General features: G+C 60.9%; 17 protein-coding genes and 1 pseudogene. 10 read left to right on the top strand and 8 right to left on the bottom strand.

Annotated elements, in window-relative coordinates; genetic code table 11:
• Positions 1 to 24: 24 nt before the first annotated feature.
• Entirely contained in the window at positions 25 to 666 is a 642-nt protein-coding gene (locus NTD88_RS24375) for an oxidoreductase (protein ID WP_262127389.1), read from the top strand.
• 131 nt (positions 667 to 797) lie between these two features.
• On the opposite strand, the gene NTD88_RS24370 is transcribed toward NTD88_RS24375, so the two are convergent.
• The 4 genes from NTD88_RS24370 to NTD88_RS24355 form a co-directional block, all read right to left on the bottom strand.
• Positions 798 to 1,058: a YceK/YidQ family lipoprotein gene (locus NTD88_RS24370; protein WP_095159396.1), complete on the bottom strand. Its 261-nt coding sequence runs from the start codon at positions 1,056 to 1,058 to the stop codon at positions 798 to 800.
• A gap of 23 nt (positions 1,059 to 1,081) precedes the next feature.
• Positions 1,082 to 1,711 carry a flavin prenyltransferase UbiX gene (gene ubiX / locus NTD88_RS24365; RefSeq protein ID WP_095159337.1) on the bottom strand — a complete coding sequence of 210 codons (630 nt, stop codon included), beginning with the start codon at positions 1,709 to 1,711 and terminating at the stop codon, positions 1,082 to 1,084.
• On the bottom strand, positions 1,708 to 3,057 hold the full coding sequence (gene mpl / locus NTD88_RS24360; protein WP_262127390.1) for a UDP-N-acetylmuramate:L-alanyl-gamma-D-glutamyl-meso-diaminopimelate ligase: 1,350 nt from the start codon (positions 3,055 to 3,057) through the stop codon (positions 1,708 to 1,710). The genes ubiX and mpl overlap by 4 nt, the downstream gene beginning before the upstream one ends.
• Positions 3,058 to 3,123: 66 nt before the next feature.
• Entirely contained in the window at positions 3,124 to 5,046 is a 1,923-nt protein-coding gene (locus NTD88_RS24355) for a sigma-54-dependent Fis family transcriptional regulator (protein WP_262154013.1), read from the bottom strand.
• 266 nt (positions 5,047 to 5,312) lie between these two features.
• Here NTD88_RS24355 and NTD88_RS24350 point away from each other — a divergent pair, with 266 nt between their 5' ends.
• From NTD88_RS24350 to NTD88_RS24310, 9 genes are all read left to right on the top strand, one after another.
• Positions 5,313 to 6,833: an aldehyde dehydrogenase family protein gene (locus NTD88_RS24350; protein WP_095159340.1), complete on the top strand. Its 1,521-nt coding sequence runs from the start codon at positions 5,313 to 5,315 to the stop codon at positions 6,831 to 6,833.
• A gap of 163 nt (positions 6,834 to 6,996) precedes the next feature.
• Positions 6,997 to 8,445 carry an ethanolamine permease gene (gene eat / locus NTD88_RS24345; RefSeq protein ID WP_262154012.1) on the top strand — a complete coding sequence of 483 codons (1,449 nt, stop codon included), beginning with the start codon at positions 6,997 to 6,999 and terminating at the stop codon, positions 8,443 to 8,445.
• A 49-nt stretch (positions 8,446 to 8,494) separates the two neighbouring features.
• Positions 8,495 to 9,889 (top strand): ethanolamine ammonia-lyase subunit EutB, encoded by a 1,395-nt coding sequence (locus NTD88_RS24340; protein WP_262154011.1) that lies wholly within the window; start codon positions 8,495 to 8,497, stop codon positions 9,887 to 9,889.
• A 12-nt stretch (positions 9,890 to 9,901) separates the two neighbouring features.
• Positions 9,902 to 10,720 carry an ethanolamine ammonia-lyase subunit EutC gene (gene eutC, locus NTD88_RS24335; protein WP_262154010.1) on the top strand — a complete coding sequence of 273 codons (819 nt, stop codon included), beginning with the start codon at positions 9,902 to 9,904 and terminating at the stop codon, positions 10,718 to 10,720.
• Positions 10,721 to 10,829: 109 nt separating this feature from the next.
• The gene (locus NTD88_RS24330; protein WP_262154009.1) at positions 10,830 to 11,282 is read left to right on the top strand and encodes a GNAT family N-acetyltransferase; all 453 of its coding nucleotides are present in this window, start codon (positions 10,830 to 10,832) and stop codon (positions 11,280 to 11,282) included.
• Positions 11,283 to 11,488: 206 nt separating this feature from the next.
• On the top strand, positions 11,489 to 12,139 hold the full coding sequence (locus NTD88_RS24325; RefSeq protein ID WP_095159345.1) for a DedA family protein: 651 nt from the start codon (positions 11,489 to 11,491) through the stop codon (positions 12,137 to 12,139).
• A gap of 9 nt (positions 12,140 to 12,148) precedes the next feature.
• Positions 12,149 to 12,964: a zinc-dependent peptidase gene (locus NTD88_RS24320; RefSeq protein ID WP_262154008.1), complete on the top strand. Its 816-nt coding sequence runs from the start codon at positions 12,149 to 12,151 to the stop codon at positions 12,962 to 12,964.
• Positions 12,965 to 13,055: 91 nt separating this feature from the next.
• Positions 13,056 to 13,583, top strand: coding sequence for an inorganic diphosphatase (gene ppa / locus NTD88_RS24315; RefSeq protein WP_095159347.1), 528 nt, complete (start codon positions 13,056 to 13,058; stop codon positions 13,581 to 13,583).
• 194 nt (positions 13,584 to 13,777) lie between these two features.
• The gene (locus NTD88_RS24310) at positions 13,778 to 14,488 is read left to right on the top strand and encodes a helix-turn-helix transcriptional regulator (protein ID WP_095159348.1); all 711 of its coding nucleotides are present in this window, start codon (positions 13,778 to 13,780) and stop codon (positions 14,486 to 14,488) included.
• Between the two features lie 415 nt (positions 14,489 to 14,903).
• On the opposite strand, the gene NTD88_RS24305 is transcribed toward NTD88_RS24310, so the two are convergent.
• The 4 genes and pseudogenes from NTD88_RS24305 to NTD88_RS24290 all read right to left on the bottom strand — a co-directional run.
• Positions 14,904 to 15,311, bottom strand: coding sequence for a helix-turn-helix domain-containing protein (locus tag NTD88_RS24305; protein ID WP_262154007.1), 408 nt, complete (start codon positions 15,309 to 15,311; stop codon positions 14,904 to 14,906).
• Positions 15,312 to 15,799: 488 nt separating this feature from the next.
• Positions 15,800 to 16,567, bottom strand: a complete 768-nt coding sequence (locus NTD88_RS24300) for a PP2C family protein-serine/threonine phosphatase (protein ID WP_262154006.1) — start codon at positions 16,565 to 16,567, stop codon at positions 15,800 to 15,802.
• Positions 16,567 to 17,319 (bottom strand): serine/threonine protein kinase, encoded by a 753-nt coding sequence (locus NTD88_RS24295; protein ID WP_262154005.1) that lies wholly within the window; start codon positions 17,317 to 17,319, stop codon positions 16,567 to 16,569. The genes NTD88_RS24300 and NTD88_RS24295 overlap by 1 nt, the downstream gene beginning before the upstream one ends.
• Positions 17,320 to 17,638: 319 nt before the next feature.
• A pseudogene (locus tag NTD88_RS24290) lies at positions 17,639 to 17,965 on the bottom strand (transposase domain-containing protein); the annotation flags it as partial.
• Positions 17,966 to 18,016: the final 51 nt, after the last annotated feature.

Below are 18,016 nucleotides of genomic sequence, written 5' to 3'. Positions count from 1 at the left end.
TGACTGTATCAAGGGAGAAACATCATGTACTTGACGCCGCAGCACATCCTGCTTGCCGGGGCTACCGGCCTTACCGGTGAACACCTGCTCGATCGCCTGCTCAACGAGCCGACCATCAGCCGCGTGCTTGCTCCTACCCGCCGGCCACTGGCCGAGCATCCGCATCTCGAAAATCCGGTCGGGGACCCGGCGGTTTTTCTCCCGCAATTGAGTGGCCGTGTCGATATCGCGTTCTGCTGCCTGGGCACCACCATCAAGCAGGCCGGGTCGGAAACGGCCTTCCGCGCCGTCGACCTGGACATGGTCGTGGCCTTCAGCAAACGTGCCCGGGAAATGGGCGCGCGGCACCTGCTGGTGGTCAGCGCGATCGGCGCCGATACGAAATCCTCGGTGTTCTACAACCGGGTCAAAGGCGAGATGGAAGAAGCGCTGAAGGCCCAGGACTGGCCACAACTGACCATTGCCCGGCCGTCGCTGCTGCTGGGCGAACGCATCGAGCCGCGCCTGGCCGAACAGGTGGCCGGCACGCTGTCGAAGCTGATTCCGGGCAAGTATCACGGGATCGAGGCATGCCAGCTCGCGCGGGCGCTATGGCGGCTGGCGCTGGAGGAACAGGACGGGATTCGCGTGGTGGAATCCGATGAGCTGAGGAAACTGGGGAAATAAGCCAACGAAACATCCCCCCTCCCTGTAGGAGCGAGCTCGCTCGCGAAAGACTGCAAAGCACTCCCCCCGGATCGCTGAAAGAGTGGATAAGTCCGGGGCCACGTTGCGGCCCTTCGCGAGCAAGCTGGCGCCTACAACCCGCCGCTGGCCTGGAACCCAACCCCGAGGACCGTCAGCACCGACAGCGGCAAGAACAACGTATCCAGCACCATGCTCCCCGGCAGATCCAGCCCCGGATACTTCGGGGCCTCGGCGCCGAACCGGTCCTCGGCGCAACAGCCACCCTGCAACGCATACAGGTCCAGCCGCGTCCCGGAATACACCACCGGCGCGCCCGGTTTTGCCGCATCCAGCGTGCGGACCGTGGCGCAGCCACTGAGGGTCAGCGCCATCAGCAGCCCCGCCAGCAGGGGCTTCACTCTTCCCCGCCGAAATGATGCTCGCCCCAACGCGGCAGCATGTCCTGGGGAATGTTCAGCAGATTGAGAATTCGTGCCACGACGAAGTCCACCAGGTCATCGATGGTCTGCGGCTGGTGGTAGAACCCCGGCGCCGCCGGCAGGATCACCGCGCCCATCTGCGACAGCTTGAGCATGTTCTCCAGATGGATGGTGGAGAACGGCGCTTCCCGCGGCACCAGGATCAACTGGCGGCGCTCTTTCAGGGTGACGTCCGCCGCGCGCTCGATCAGGTTGTTGCAGGCGCCGGTGGCGATGGCCGACAGGGTGCCGGTGGAACACGGCACCACCACCATCGCCGCCGGTGCGCCGGAGCCGGAAGCCACAGGCGACATCCAGTCTTCCTTGCCATAGACCCGAATCTGCCCAGCGGCCGCACCGGTGTATTCGGTGAGGAACGCCTGCATGGCTTGGGGCTTGGGCGGCAGCAGCACGTCGGTTTCGGTGGACATCACCAATTGCGCCGCCTTGGAAATCAGGAAGTGCACCTCGCGGTCTTCCCGCACCAGGCAGTCCAGCAGGCGCAGGCCATATTGCGCCCCGGAGGCGCCGGTCATCGCCAGAGTGATGCGTTCCGGCCCGTTCACCGCAGCGCCTCGGCCAGTTTGCCGTGCAGGCCGCCGAAGCCGCCGTTGCTCATGATCACCACTTGGGTGCCGGCGCGAGCCTGGCCTTTGACCCGCTCGATGATGGCTTCGAGGCTGTCGGCGACAATGGCCGGCACCGCGCACTGCGCGGCGGTCGCCGCCAGGTCCCAGCCGAGGTTTGGCGGGGCGTACCAGATCACCTGGTCGGCATCGCGCACGCTTTCCGGCAGGCCATCGCGGTGGGCACCGAGCTTCATCGAGTTGGAGCGCGGTTCGATCACCGCGATCACCGGTGCATCACCAACGCGCTTGCGCAGGCCGTCGAGGGTGGTGGCGATGGCGGTCGGGTGGTGGGCGAAGTCATCGTAGATGGTGACGCCGTTGACCTCGGCGACTTTCTCCATGCGCCGCTTGACGCTCTTGAATGCGCTCAGCGCGGCGATGCCCATAGCCGGGACGACGCCGACATGGCGGGCCGCGGCCAGGGTCGCCAGGGCGTTGGCAACGTTGTGCTGGCCAGTCAGCTCCCACTCCACCACGCCTTGCACGTCACCGTCGAAGCTCACTTCGAAGCGCGAACCGTCGTCGCTGAGCAGGCGCACCTGCCATTGGCCGCCGACACCGGTGGTCTGCACCGGGGTCCAGCAGCCCATCTCGATCACGCGCTTCAAAGCGGGTTCGGTGGTGGGGTGGACGATCAGGCCTTCGCTCGGAATGGTTCGCACCAGGTGGTGGAACTGCCGCTCGATCGCCGCGAGATCAGGGAAGATATCCGCGTGATCGAACTCAAGGTTGTTGAGGATCGCGGTGCGCGGACGGTAGTGAACGAATTTCGAGCGCTTGTCGAAGAAGGCGCTGTCGTATTCATCCGCCTCGACCACGAAGAACGGCGTGCCGCCCAGACGTGCCGACACCGAGAAGTTCTGCGGCACGCCGCCGATCAGGAAGCCCGGGCTCATGCCGGCATGTTCCAGCACCCAGGCCAGCATGCTGCTGGTGGTGGTCTTGCCGTGGGTGCCGGCAACCGCCAGGACCCAGCGCCCCTGCAGAACGTGGTCGGCCAGCCACTGCGGGCCGGACACATAAGGCAGGCCCTTGTTCAGCACATATTCCACCGCCGGGTTGCCCCGCGACAGCGCGTTGCCGATCACCACCAGGTCAGGCGCGGGATCCAGTTGCGCGGCGTCATAGCCCTGGGTCAGTTCGATGCCCTGGGCTTCGAGCTGGGTACTCATGGGCGGATAGACGTTGGCGTCGGAACCGGTGACGCGGTGGCCGAGCTCCTTGGCCAAAACCGCCAGCGAGCCCATGAAAGTGCCACAGATACCAAGAATATGAATGTGCATGGTCAACCTCGGAAAACGTGCTGGCAGGGTAGCTTAGGGTTGGAAAAATCTCACCCTGTGTTTCGCTCAGGCACCCCGGGAAAGACCGTGTTTGCGCAGTTTGCGATACAACGTGTTACGACTTACTCCGAGCTGCGCCGCCACCTGGGTCATGTGCCAACGCTTCTGCTCCAGCGCCGCCAACAAGGCCTGGCGTTCGGCGTCGTCCAGTGGTGCCCGGGGGTTATCCACAGGCGGGTTGACCACGGTTTTCAAGGGCGCGGCGTTGCGCACCAGCAGCGGCAGGTCGAGCACGCCGATATGCCCGTCTTCGCACAGCGCCACCAAGGTCCGCAGCACATTGCGCAATTGGCGCACGTTGCCCGGCCAGGAGAAATCCAGCAGCAGACGGCGCGCGGCCGGCTCCAGTTGCACCGCTTGCCGCCCGGCTTCCTCGGCGAGGATGAAGTCGAGCAACTGGCCCTTGTCGCTGCGCTCGCGCAACGCCGGCAGGGCGATTTCCAGACCGTTGAGGCGGTAATAGAGGTCTTCGCGGAAACTGCCGTCCTCGACCCGGCTCAGCAGGTCGCGGTGCGTGGCGCTGATGATGCGCACGTCCACCGCCTGCGGCTCGCCGCCGATGGGCACCACCTGGCGTTCTTCGAGCACCCGCAGCAGGCGGGTCTGCAAGGCGAGCGGCATATCGCCGATCTCGTCCAGCAGCAACGTGCCGCCATCGGCCTGTTGCAGCTTGCCGCGCATGCCTTCTTTACGTGCTCCGGTGAAACTGCCGCCGCGGTAACCGAACAGCTCGCTTTCGATCAGGCTTTCCGGAATCGACGCACAGTTGAGCGCGACAAACGCCTTGCCCGCCCGCTGACTGGCCTGGTGCACGGCCTTGGCGAACGCCTCCTTGCCGGAGCCGGTCTCGCCGTTGAGCAACAGCGGCACATCGCGCTCGAACACCCGCAGCGCCCGACGAAAATCGTTCTGCAGGGCCGGATCGAGCAGACAGATATCCGCAGGTTTGCTCGGCGCCGGCACACGCACCGGCGCAATCGGCTGGACCAGCGCCCGGGCCTGCCCGCGCAGGCTGGCGAACAGCAACCGGCCATCACGGGTGCGCAGCGGCCAACTGGTGCTGGCCATCGCGGTAGCGCGGCCCAGCAACTCGTCGAGGTGGCAGTCGAAGAACATTTCCACCGGCTTGCCCAGCAGGCCGCCACGGACATTGCCCAACAGGTTCAGCCCGCTCTGGTTGACCGCCTGAATCCGCCCTTCGCCGTCGAAGGCCAGCAGCCCCTCGCTGAACAGCCCGACGGATTCGGCCTGCAGGTGAAAGCGCAGCAACCAGTGGTTTTCGAAACAGCGCAGGAAATAACAGCTCTCGATCATCTTCGCCGAGAGGTTGACCAGGGCCATGGTGTGGAACTGGCTCTGCCGCGAGACCTCCGCCCGCGCCGACGACACGTCCAGCACCGCCAGCAGCTCACCGTGCGGGTCGAAGACCGGGCTCGCCGAGCAGGTCAGGCCGGTGTGGCGCCCGCGAAAATGTTCTTCCTGATGGATGGTCAGCGCCTGGCGTTCCACCAGGCAGGTGCCGATGCCGTTGGTGCCTTCGCGGGCCTCGCTCCAGTCGGCCCCCAACCACAGCCCGGCGCGCTCGAAAATGCGCCGCTCGGTGGGTGCGGTCACGCAATTGAGGATTACCCCGCGAGCATCCGTCAGCAAGACCGCATGGCCGGCGCCGGAAAGCTGCTGGTGCAGGCTGTTCATCTCGCTGTCGGCGATGCGCAGCACCTGGTGCAGGCGATCGCGGCTTTCCATGACCCGCTCGTGTTCGAGCACGGTGGGCGCCATGGCGAGGGCCGGATCGAGGTGGTAGTCCTCCAGACAGCGCAGCCAGGAGCGGGCGATCGAGGGATCGCTGCCCGGCCCCTGCAAACCGCCTTTGCCCTGGGTCACTGTAAGCACTTGCCGGGCGTGCCGGCTCAGATGATTACCCTGCACTTTTATTGTTCTCCGCGGGTGAGAGAAACCCAGCATCCTCCTCGCACTGGCGCTTTGCAATGGCGCCTTGACCACCGGGTCGCCGGCTGTACCGCCAGCGGTACAAAGTGTCACCCAGGCTGTACCGGAGGTGTCGCAGCCTGCGCCGAAACCCTCGGCAAAACTGCGTCAAGTCATTGATCCGACGTGGCCTCCGGGCACTGGCCCGACACTTGCTCTACGCTTGGAATCCTCCCCAACAAAACACATAAGCCAGGAGAGACACCATGCGTTACGCACATCCAGGTACCGAAGGCGCGAAGGTTTCGTTCAAGAGCCGCTACGGTAACTTCATCAATGGCGAGTTCGTGGCTCCGGTCAAAGGCGAGTACTTCACCAACACCTCGCCGGTGAATGGTCAGCCCATCGCCGAATTCCCCCGCTCCACTGCCGAAGACATCGATAAAGCCCTGGACGCCGCCCATGCCGCCGCCGATGCCTGGGGCCGCACCTCGGTCCAGGACCGCTCCAACGTCCTGCTGAAAATCGCCGACCGCATCGAGCAGAACCTCGAAGTGCTGGCCATCACCGAAACCTGGGACAACGGCAAGGCCGTCCGCGAAACCCTCAACGCCGACATCCCGCTGGCGGTCGATCACTTCCGCTACTTCGCCGGTTGCATCCGCGCCCAGGAAGGCGGCGCCGCAGAGATCAACGAAGGCACCGTGGCCTATCACATCCACGAGCCGCTGGGCGTGGTCGGGCAGATCATCCCGTGGAACTTCCCGATCCTGATGGCCGCCTGGAAACTCGCGCCGGCCCTGGCCGCCGGCAACTGCGTGGTACTCAAGCCGGCCGAGCAAACGCCGCTGGGCATCACCGTGCTGGTGGAGCTGATCGCTGACCTGCTGCCGCCAGGCGTGCTCAACGTGGTGCAAGGCTACGGCCGCGAAGCCGGTGAAGCGCTGGCCACCAGCAAGCGCATCGCCAAGATCGCCTTCACCGGTTCGACGCCGGTGGGCTCGCACATCATGAAATGCGCGGCCGAAAACATCATTCCGTCCACCGTCGAGCTGGGCGGCAAGTCGCCGAACATCTACTTCGAAGACATCATGCAGGCCGAACCGTCCTTCATCGAGAAGGCTGCCGAGGGACTGGTGCTGGCGTTCTTCAACCAGGGCGAAGTCTGCACCTGCCCGTCCCGCGCACTGGTGCAGGAATCCATCTATCCGAAGTTCATGGAAGTGGTGATGGAGAAGGTGAAGAAGATCAAACGCGGCGACCCGCTGGACACCGACACCATGGTCGGCGCCCAGGCCTCGCAGCAGCAGTTCGACAAGATCCTGTCCTACCTGGAAATCGCCGAGCAGGAAGGGGCCGAGTTGCTCACCGGCGGCAAGGTGGAAAAACTCGAAGGCGACCTGTCGACCGGCTATTACATCCAGCCGACCCTGCTCAAGGGCAACAACCGCATGCGCGTGTTCCAGGAAGAAATCTTCGGCCCGGTGGTCAGTGTCACCACCTTCAAGGACGAAGCCGAAGCCCTGGCGATCGCCAACGACACCGAGTTCGGCCTGGGTGCCGGCGTCTGGACCCGCGACATCAACCGCGCCTATCGCATGGGCCGCGGCATCAAGGCCGGCCGCGTGTGGACCAACTGCTACCACCTGTACCCGGCGCATGCCGCGTTCGGTGGCTACAAGAAGTCCGGCGTTGGCCGTGAAACCCACAAGATGATGCTCGATCACTATCAGCAGACCAAAAACCTGCTGGTGAGCTACGACATCAACCCATTGGGCTTCTTCTAAACCCGCCATCGCGAGCAAGCTCGCTCCTACAGAAAAATGAGCCGTCCCCGTAGGAGCGAGCTTGCTCGCGATGGGCTGCAAAGCAGCCCCAAAAACCAGAGCAACCCCTCTGGCCCGCTTCATGCACCGCATTCACCACTCAAAAACAACAACAGGTGACTTCATGCCAAGCGATCACTCCGCCGGGACACCGGCAGGTTCTTCCGTCGACTTCGAAAAGGTCGGCTCCGACTACTTCCAACAACGTGAACTGAAAAAAGGCGCCGCCGGCTGGATCCTGCTGGTCGGCCTCGGTGTGGCCTACGTGATTTCCGGCGACTATGCCGGCTGGAACTTCGGCCTGGCCCAAGGCGGCTGGGGCGGGATGTTCCTCGCCACGCTGCTGATGGCCACGATGTACCTGTGCATGTGCTTCTCGCTGGCCGAGCTGTCCTCGATGATCCCCACCGCCGGCGGTGGCTACGGCTTCGCCCGCAGCGCCTTCGGCCCCTGGGGCGGGTTTCTCACCGGCACCGCGATCCTCATCGAATATGCGATCGCCCCGGCGGCGATCGCGGTGTTCATCGGCGCCTACTGCCAGTCGTTGTTCGGCATCGGCGGCTGGATCATCTATCTGGTGTTCTACATCATCTTTATCGGCATCCACATTTTCGGGGTCGGTGAGGCGCTGAAGCTGATGTTCGTCATCACTGCGGTAGCGGCCATTGCCTTGGCAGTGTTCCTGATCGCGATGGTGCCGCACTTCGAGACGAAAAACCTGTTCGATATCCTTCCAACCCAGGCCGTCGGCGCCAGCGAGTTCCTGCCCTTCGGCTACGTCGGGGTGTGGGCGGCGATTCCCTACGCGATCTGGTTCTTCCTTGCTGTCGAAGGCGTGCCGCTGGCGGCCGAGGAAACCAAGAATCCCAAGCGCGACCTGCCGCGCGGCCTGATCGGCGCGATGCTGGTGCTGCTTGGTTTCGCCCTGTTGATCCTGGTCATCGGCCCGGGCGCCGCCGGTGCCGAAGCGCTGAAAAGCTCCGGCAACCCGCTGGTCGAAGCCCTGGCCAAGGCCTACGGCGGCTCGACCTGGATGGGCAGCTTCGTCAACCTGGTGGGCCTGGCCGGACTGATCGCCAGCTTTTTCTCAATCATCTACGCCTATTCGCGGCAGATCTTTGCCCTTTCACGCGCCGGCTACCTGCCGCGCGTGCTGTCGCAGACCAACAAGAGCAAAGCCCCGGTACTGGCGCTGATCATCCCCGGCATCATTGGCTTTGGCCTGTCGCTGACCGGCCAGGGTGACCTGCTGATCCTGGTGGCGGTGTTCGGCGCTACGCTGTCCTATGTGTTGATGATGGCGGCGCACATCACTCTGCGTATTCGTCGCCCCAAAATGGAGCGTCCGTATCGCACACCGGGCGGCATCTTCACCTCCGGCGTGGCCTTGGTGCTGGCCTGCCTGGCCGTGGTGGCGGGCTTTCTGGTGGATCCGCGGGTGGTGATCGGCGCCGCGATCATCTATGGCATCTTGATTGCGTACTTCGCCCTGTATAGCCGCCATCACCTGGTGGCCGGTACGCCGGAAGAAGAGTTCGCCGCAATCCAGAAGGCCGAAGAAGCCTTGCACTGACCGCCTCACCGCGCCGCCGGCACGCCCGGCGGCGCTCTGGAGATTCCGAATGGCAAGTTTCGTACACACGGCAGGTAACCAGACCTACCGTTTCGACAGCCTCAAAGAGGTCATGGCCAAAGCCAGCCCGGCCCGCTCCGGCGACTTTCTCGCCGGGGTCGCCGCCAGCAACGATGGCGAACGGGTCGCCGCGCAGATGGCTTTGGCCGATATTCCCCTCAGTCATTTCCTCAATGAAGCGCTGATTCCTTACGAGGAAGACGAAGTCACCCGGCTGATCATCGACACCCATGACAAACAAGCCTTCGCAGCGGTCAGCCACCTGACCGTCGGCGGCCTGCGCGACTGGCTGCTCGGCGATCAGGCCGACGAAAACAGCCTGCGCGCCTTGGCGCCGGGCCTGACGCCAGAGATGGCGGCGGCCGTGTCGAAAATCATGCGGGTGCAGGACCTGGTGCTGGTGGCGCAGAAGATCCGCGTGGTCACGCGCTTTCGCGGCACCATGGGCCTGCGCGGCCGGCTCTCGACCCGGCTGCAGCCCAACCACCCCACCGACGAACCGGCCGGCATTGCCGCGAGCATTCTCGACGGCCTGCTCTACGGCAACGGCGACGCCATGATCGGCATCAACCCGGCCACCGACAGCATCGCCTCGATCTGCGCGCTGCTGGAAATGCTCGACGCCATCATCCAGCGCTACGACATCCCCACCCAGACCTGCGTGCTGACCCACGTCACTACCTCCATCGAGGCGATCAACCGCGGCGTGCCGCTGGACCTGGTGTTCCAGTCCATCGCTGGCACCGAGGCGGCCAACGCCAGTTTCGGTATCAACCTCAATGTGCTGAAGGAAGGCTACGAGGCGGGCCTGAGCCTGAACCGCGGCACCCTCGGGCAGAACCTGATGTATTTCGAGACCGGCCAGGGCAGCGCGCTGTCGGCCAACGCCCACTTCGGCGTCGACCAGCAGACCTGCGAAACCCGCGCCTACGCCGTGGCCCGGCACTTCAAGCCATTCCTGGTCAACACCGTGGTCGGCTTCATCGGCCCCGAGTACCTGTACAACGGCAAGCAGATCATCCGCGCCGGCCTCGAAGACCACTTCTGCGGCAAGTTGCTGGGCGTGCCCATGGGCTGCGACATCTGCTACACCAACCATGCCGAAGCCGACCAGGACGACATGGACATGCTCCTGACCCTGCTCGGCGTCGCCGGGATCAACTTCATCATGGGCATCCCCGGCTCCGACGACATCATGCTCAACTACCAGACCACCTCCTTCCACGACGCCCTCTACGCCCGCCAGACCCTGGGCCTGAAGCCGGCGCCGGAGTTCGAGGGCTGGCTGGCGCGCATGGGCATCTTCACCCAGGCCGACGGCCGCGTGCGCTTCGGCGACAACCTGCCACCGGCCTTCCGCCAGGCCCTGGCGCAACTGGGATAAGCGAGCGACCTCATGGACAAGCAACCGACGCCCACCGACAACCCCTGGCTGGAACTGCGCCGCCTGACACCGGCCCGCATTGCCCTCGGCCGTTCCGGCACCAGCCTGCCGACCCAGGCACAACTGGACTTCCAGTTCGCCCACGCCCAGGCCCGCGACGCCGTGCACCTGCCCTTCGACCATGCCGGCCTGCGCGAGCAACTGCAGGCCCGCGGCCGCGACAGCCTGCTGCTGCGCAGCGCCGCCAATGACCGCCATCACTACCTGCAGCGCCCGGACCTGGGGCGGCGCCTGCATGAAGACTCCGCGCAGGTGCTTCGCGAGCATGCCCAGGGCAATCCCGGCGGGATCGACCTGGCCATCATCGTCGCCGACGGTCTGTCGGCACTGGCCGTGCACCGCCACACCCTGCCGTTTCTCAATCGCCTTGAAGAACAGACCGCCGCTGATGGCTGGTCCACCTCGCCCGTGCTGCTGGTGGAACAGGGCCGGGTCGCCGTGGCCGATGAAATCGGCGAGTTGCTGGGGGCGCGCATGACCGTGATCCTGATCGGCGAACGTCCCGGTCTCAGCTCGCCGGACAGCCTGGGGCTGTATTTCACCTACAACCCGAAAGTCGGGCTGACCGATGCCTACCGCAATTGCATCTCCAACGTTCGCCTTGAGGGCCTGAGTTACGGCATGGCCGCGCACCGCCTGGTCTACCTGATGCGCGAAGCCTGTCGCAGACAGCTTTCCGGGGTGAACCTCAAGGACGAAGCGCAGGTCCAGACCCTTGATTCGGAAACGGACGTGCAACAAAACGGAAACTTCCTGCTTGGAAAACCCTGAATGACGGCCGCTTTTTCGACGATTGCGATTTTTTTCCGCTTTAGGCAGCATCTGGGGCGACGGCTGCCCGAGATTCGCCGCCATTCCCTTCGAAACACGAGGCCTGCTTATGCGAATCATCCAAGCCACCCTTGAGCACCTGGACCTGCTTGCACCGCTATTCGTGAAGTACCGCGAGTTCTACGGGCAACTGCCCTACCCGGACTCGTCCCGCGCTTTCCTGAAAAAACGCCTGGAACGCGGCGAATCGATCATTTACCTGGCGCTGCCGGATGATGACGACAGCAAGCTGATGGGCTTCTGCCAGCTCTACCCGAGCTTTTCATCGCTGTCGCTGAAACGCGTGTGGATCCTCAACGACATCTACGTCGCCGAAGATTCGCGGCGCATGCTGGTGGCCGACCACCTCATGCGCGAAGCCAAACGCATGGCCAAGGAAACCAACGCGGTGCGCATGCGGGTATCCACCAGCAGCGACAACAAAGTGGCGATGCAGACCTACGAGTCCATCGGTTTTCGCGAGGACACCGAGTTCAAGAACTACGTTCTGCCGCTCAACTGACGACAACACGATCACTGTGGGAGCGCCGCCCGGTCAGCTCCCACAGTGGTTTGCCGCTCAGCACATTCAGCTACAAACTGCGTAAGCAGAAATCTCTCGTCGCCGTATAATGGCGCCCTTCGTATTGTGTGAATTCTTACCCTTCCTTGTGGGTAACTTTGCGCTCCTCGCACTGCCAGCCAACGTATTGAACACAGGTGTCGTACATGGACTTCAACCCGCTGGACCTCATTCTGCATCTCGACGCTTACCTCGATTTGCTGGTCAACAACTATGGTCCATGGATCTACGCCATCCTCTTCCTGGTGATCTTCTGCGAAACCGGTCTGGTGGTGATGCCGTTCCTGCCGGGCGATTCTCTGCTGTTCATCGCCGGCGCCGTGGCCGCGGGCGGCGGCATGGACCCGGTACTGCTTGGCGGCCTGCTGATGATCGCGGCCATCCTCGGCGACAGCACCAACTACGTGATCGGGCGAACAGCCGGGGAACGCCTGTTCAGCAACCCGAACTCGAAAATCTTCCGCCGCGACTACCTGCAGCAGACCCACGATTTCTATGAGCGCCACGGCGGCAAGACCGTGACCCTGGCGCGCTTCCTGCCGATCCTGCGGACTTTCGCACCGTTCGTCGCGGGCCTGGCGAAAATGCCCTACCCACGCTTCTTTGGCTTCAGCGTCGCCGGCACCATCCTCTGGGTGGGCGGCCTGGTGACCCTGGGTTACTTCTTCGGCAACGTGCCCTTCATCAAGCAGAACCTGTCGCTGATGATCGTCGCCATTATTCTGCTGTCGCTGGTGCCGGTGATCATCGGTGTAGTCCGCGGCCGCATGAACCGTGGCCCGGCCAAGGCGCACTGATCCGCCGACATGTGGAGCCTGAGCGACTGGCGTCGCCGCCGGACCCTGGCCCGGCACCCGATCGATCCACAACTGTGGCAGCAGGTGCGCGAGCGCCTGCCGATCCTCGACGGCCTGAACGACGAGGAAGACCAGTGGCTGCGCGAGGCCTGCATCCTGTTTCTGCGGGACAAACACCTCACCACCCTGCCCGGCGTCGAGCTGAACGACGGCGAGCGGCTGTTCCTCGCCGCCCAGGCGCAATTGCCGCTGCTGCACCTGGGACCGCTGAACTGGTACCAGGGTTTTCACGAAATCATTCTTTACCCGGATGACTTCCTCAGCCCCCAGCGCCACCGCGACAGCAGCGGCATCGAGCATGAATGGGACGCCGAGCACAGCGGCGAAGCCTGGCAGCGAGGGCCAGTGATCATGGCCTGGCCCGGCGTGCAGGCCAGCGGCGTGTGGGAAGGCTACAACCTGGTCATCCATGAGCTGTCGCACAAGCTGGACATGCTCAATGGCGACGCCAATGGCCTGCCGCCACTGCACGGCGACATGCGTGTCAGCGACTGGGCCGAGGCCATGCAGCACGCCTACGACGACCTCAACCGCCAGCTCGACCGCAACCCCGATGCCGAGACCGCCATCGACCCTTACGCGGCGGAAAACCCCGCCGAATTCTTCGCCGTGACCAGCGAATACTTCTTCAGCGCTCCCGATCTGCTGATGCAGGCGTACCCTGCGGTTTACGCGCAGCTTCGCGGGTTTTATCGCCAGGATCCCCTGGCGCGCCTTCAGCAACTCCAGCTCAGCCACCCGCAGTACAAAGATGCGCTGGAGTGAATCGGTCAAGCATCGGGGCGGGCATGGCAAGCGTTTCCGAATGTGCCTATAATCGCGGCCAATTTTTGGTCAAACACGGGGGCAACGCCCAATGAGCTACAGCAAGATTCCAGCTGGCAAAGACCTGCCGAACGACATCTACGTCGCCATCGAGATCCCGGCCAACCACGCGCCGATCAAATACGAGATCGACAAGGACAGCGACTGCCTGTTCGTCGACCGTTTCATGGCCACCCCGATGTTCTACCCGGCCAACTACGGTTTCATCCCGAACACCCTGGCCGACGACGGTGATCCCCTGGACGTGCTGGTCGTTACCCCTTACCCGGTTGCTCCAGGTTCGGTAATCCGCGCCCGTCCGGTCGGCATCCTGAACATGACCGACGACGGCGGCGGCGACGCCAAGGTCATCGCCGTACCGCACGACAAGCTGTCGCAGCTGTACGTCGACATCAAGGAATACACCGACCTGCCAGCCCTGCTGCTGGAGCAGATCAAGCACTTCTTCGAGAACTACAAAGATCTGGAGAAAGGCAAGTGGGTCAAGATCGATGGCTGGGGCAACGCTGATGCAGCCCGCGCCGAGATCACCAAAGCCGTTGCCGCCTACAAAGGCTAAGCTCCTCGCTTGACGAAAAAGCCCCGCACTTGCGGGGCTTTTTCATGGGCGCGTGGAATGTGAGCAGCGAATAATTAGCGACAATTCCTACGCCGCCATAGGCAATTACTGTAATTCCGACCCATCAACATTCCGAAATATCTCAACCCAATGTTTATAGGAAGCCGTGTTCCCGCCCTCTAGAATCAGTCCCCATGAATACATCCGGTGATCGACTGAAGGCACTGCTGAACGAGTGCAACCTGAGCGCTTCGGACTTCGCAGCCCAGCGCAAGGTGACGCCTCAACACGTGAACAACTGGTTCCATCGCGGTGTGCCGCAGGCTCGACTCGATGAAATCGCCGAATTGCTGTGCGTACGCAGCAAATGGCTGCGCACGGGCGAAGGTCCCAAGCACATCAACCCATTACCGCGAATACACCGCCCCCGCACACAGCCAAGAAGCGAGGTGCCGGACCACAGCGCCCTCACCACCTATGGCGAAGGCGATGCGCAGCTGCCATTTCACAGCCTGCGCAACCGCCAGCTTGAACCCATCGACAACCGCTACCTGCGCCTGCCGCGCCAGGCCCTCGACCGCCTCGGCGTCGACCCGACCCAGGCGCTGTGCCTGAGCATGCCGGACTACAACATGATGCCACTGATCCCGTTCGGCGCCCCACTGGCCATCGACCGCGGCCTGACGCGGGTGGTCGAGGGCGAGCTGTACGCGGTCCTGCACAACGGACGCTTGCGCATCCACAGCCTGAGCAAACGCACCAACGGCGTCTTGCGCCTGCACAGCCATGACAGCGAAGGGTTTCCCTGCGAAAGCTACAGCGTCAGCCAGGCTCGCAGCCAACAACTGGAGATCCTCGGCTGGGTGTTCTGGTGGGCCCAATACCGCAGCGAAAGGCCGGACTGAAGCGCATAAGCGTGCATTTTCCGCTGGGCATTGCGAGCCATTCCCAGTATGCTACGGCCCACCTCCACCCTGGCTGCCGCTTGCATGCCATGGGCGGGCGAGGCCTCACACAGCCCTCGCCTATCGACACCTCGTGTCGACCAACGATTTGAAGGCGGTTGCGGCTTACCAAAAGTCAGCCAAGACTGTCCCCGAGAAGCCGGCCACAAGCCGGCTTTTTAATTTCTACAGCCCTTGATTTACGGGGCTCCCGCCTAGACTGCCATCGCCAGCCCATACTTTGGCCCATACGTTGGCAGCAATCTGCATTCCTTCGCTACCAGTAGCGACCAGTTGAAATGGATCACCACCACAGCGCTTCCTGTAGCCGCTTCATGAGCGTGGGGTGGAAAGCATGGGGATATTTGAGGATTCGTCAGGCTTCGTCCTGTGACTGCCCCAGCAGCCTCAGAAACTCGATGGCGAGCCTACGATTCTTGGGAGTGAGCGCCTGGAAGTTCCGCCGCACCAGGATCACTTCGTTGCTCTGATCAGATGCAGCCTCTTCGCCACCTTCCGACTCAGATTCCGCGACAGCGTACAGCTCAGAGGTTTTCGTGCCCAGTGCATGACTGAGCTTGTGCAGCAGCTCCAAAGAGGGCAGTTGCTGCGATCTTTCGATCTTGGACAGGTTACCCGCGTACGTCCCCGCCTCCAGAGCGACAGCCTCCAGAGTGAGCCCCTTTTCCAGTCGAACCTTGCGTATAGCTGAGCCGATATTCATCCGGCGATTCTGTGGATGGGTTTCCAGCAGGGCAAAGTTACCGAGGAAAAATTTTCGCACATAACTTTTCCATGTGAGAACATTTGCGCAGCGACGGATTGCCTCAGGAGCAATACCGTCCGCCGGCATGGTCTCCAAGGACGGAAAGCGAATGGGTACTCAGCAGCGAAATAGTCAGAAGGCGGGATCTGGACGGGGTAGCGCTTGCGGTTTTGGGATCAGCCGGTCGCGTCTGGGGTGGCTCAGCGTCCGATTCGAAGGTGGTCCGTTTTACCCGGAGATGGTTACGATACTCAAAGAGATGGTGGATCAGTACGGAGGGCTTGTGAAACGCGGTGAAAGAATCTCAGGATATGAGTGGCTCCGACGCATCGACCAAAGAAGCGTGCCGATCACGGAAGCCCAAAGGCATGCAATCCAAACCCTTATGGGGTCCATTTGAACAAAAGCTCGGGTGTGGCGCCGCTCAGATGCTGAAATATTCAAACGGCCACATATATTCGGCTACACTGTATAATCCAATGTAGCCACTACACAACGAACTTATTCTAATCAAACAACTCTAGCTGTGATGTCCTAGTAAATCTAGCAGCCACCAAAGAACAGTCGTCTACCGGATGCAACCTCATGATTCGTCTACGTAAATTTGAAGCAAAACGATTTGGATCGCCCAAGGTACTTTCTAAAAAACGCGGCCTTACTTCCCAAGAGTGATAGGCCCCATCTGACATCAAGAACAAGCTTATGCTTCCGTCCTTATCGCAAAAGTCATTATAACTTAGAAAAATTTCTTGAAAATGCAAGTTTATGCTTTTTGAAATCGCTGAAAATAGAGTACTTTTCCCTCTTACTTCTTTGAGCTCCGACGGCCTGTACAATCCCTCATCAATAAGTTTCTGATGCTGCGTGTGATCCTTAGTAACCTGTCGGAGTTTGCCATTCTCCTTTAGATAAACGCGACAATCGCCTATATGACCGATTCTGACTCCATGCTCGTCTGCATAGCAGAACGTTAAAGTCGTAGCAGCCTCGAAGTAACTCGGGTTTTCCATAGCCAGATTGGATATACGAATTTTAATTTGCTCAAAAATCTGCCTTGTAGCATCACCACCCTCGAACGCGGATGGCGGTAGGCTTGTCAAATAATCAATAGCTGATTCAGACGCACTACTCGCGCCAGCGTATGCGCCCACACCATCTGCTACAGCCATTAAAAATCCGTCACCAACCTTACGAGGCGGCAAAATCGAATCTTCATTCTTTCTAGTCGGCTCTTTGGGAAACGAAAATGAGCTTGAGCTTAAAAGCTTAACCATTACCTTTCTCCTTGGATGGCAGCGACTAAATCATCTCGCATTTCTTGCACCTCGGCATAACGATCATTAGGCCGACGAGTAGTGCTCTTTTTAAACACTTCATGGACACCTGGACTACCCAGCAAGTCCAAATCTTCTAATAAGACACCTAAAGCAAACACATCACTTCTTTTACTATAATCTCCAGCCGCCGAAATTTCTGGAGCCATGTAATTTGCAGTACCCATAGCCATCGCAATCTTCGTAATAACTTCGGACTCGGCACTTTTATCCAGATTCTTAACCAATCCAAAATCTGAAACCTTGTACACATCGCCGAATCTGAGTATATTCGATGGCTTGATATCGCGATGCAGGTAACCCAAAGAGTGCAAATATATCAATCCTTCAAGCACCATTAAAACAACTTCAATCTTCTGCGATACCGCCAGAGCCCCACTGTCAATGTCATTCTGCAAGTCACCGTCAGCCAGATCCATGATAAACCATGGCTGCTCAGACTTTAGATCGCAAAGATAAATATTTGCGACATTGGTGTGCACACACGACGCTTGATAGGATACTTCACGAGCAAAACGCCTACGAAACTCGTCCCTTATCTCCTTCTCTAGATCGCCAAGAGACTTGCGGGCATATTCGCCACACCGAACACCTTCAATATTAAAAAGCTCAATCTTCTCGACAAACCCAAAACCACCTTTCCCAATACGCTCTATTATTCGATATTTATAGTTTCCGTGATGGCCATCCATTTTTATCCATGCTCCCTAATAATTCCAACCGAGTCATTGAAACGCATATTGCGTCGCGGGCCCCACCCGCCCCGACACGACATCATAGTGCCATGATGTTGTGCAAGGTGTCTCTAGGCTCCGCACGAAATGAGGTGTCGTAAACACCGCCGGCAGCAGGCCAGTGTCCTGGTTCGTTCATCTTCTCGGTGGTGTGACATGTGTCAAAACGAGTGGATGGCAGCGCGATCACCGCCACATCTATTCGGACAAGCGGCTGGGCCGCACCTGACCCGTAAGCGCTCCATAAACCCCACCCGATCAAATTCGAGCGGTGTGCCTAGCTCGATGATACCGGCGAGCAGTTCCACAGCAGCAAGGCTTCGTAGTTTTTCTACAGAAGTCGCCTTTGGTAGATATTCAAGTGTGTGGCGCAGCCACGCATAAGGCTCTTGGCCGTTGGCTTAAGCGGTCTCGACCAGACGGTAAAGTTGAGCACTGGCCGTGACGCCTTTTAGGGCGTCGTTAAATAGCCAGTTTTGCGACCGATAACTAAGGACAGGATGGTCCGTTCAGCAGTGCTATTATCGATAGGCAAGTAACCCGCCTCGTTATAGCATACAAGCTTGTTCCAGTTGATGGCTAATTACCCGACCGCCTTTCCCAACTCAAGATTAACAAAGCAGAGATAAGAAGCAAATTCATAACATGCACAGGA

Origin of the sequence: Pseudomonas sp. 20P_3.2_Bac5 (genome assembly GCF_025466035.1) — a bacterium.
Lineage (GTDB): Bacteria > Pseudomonadota > Gammaproteobacteria > Pseudomonadales > Pseudomonadaceae > Aquipseudomonas.
The sequence above is the reverse complement of the archived record's forward strand: the minus strand, read 5'-3'. Positions and strand labels throughout refer to the sequence as shown.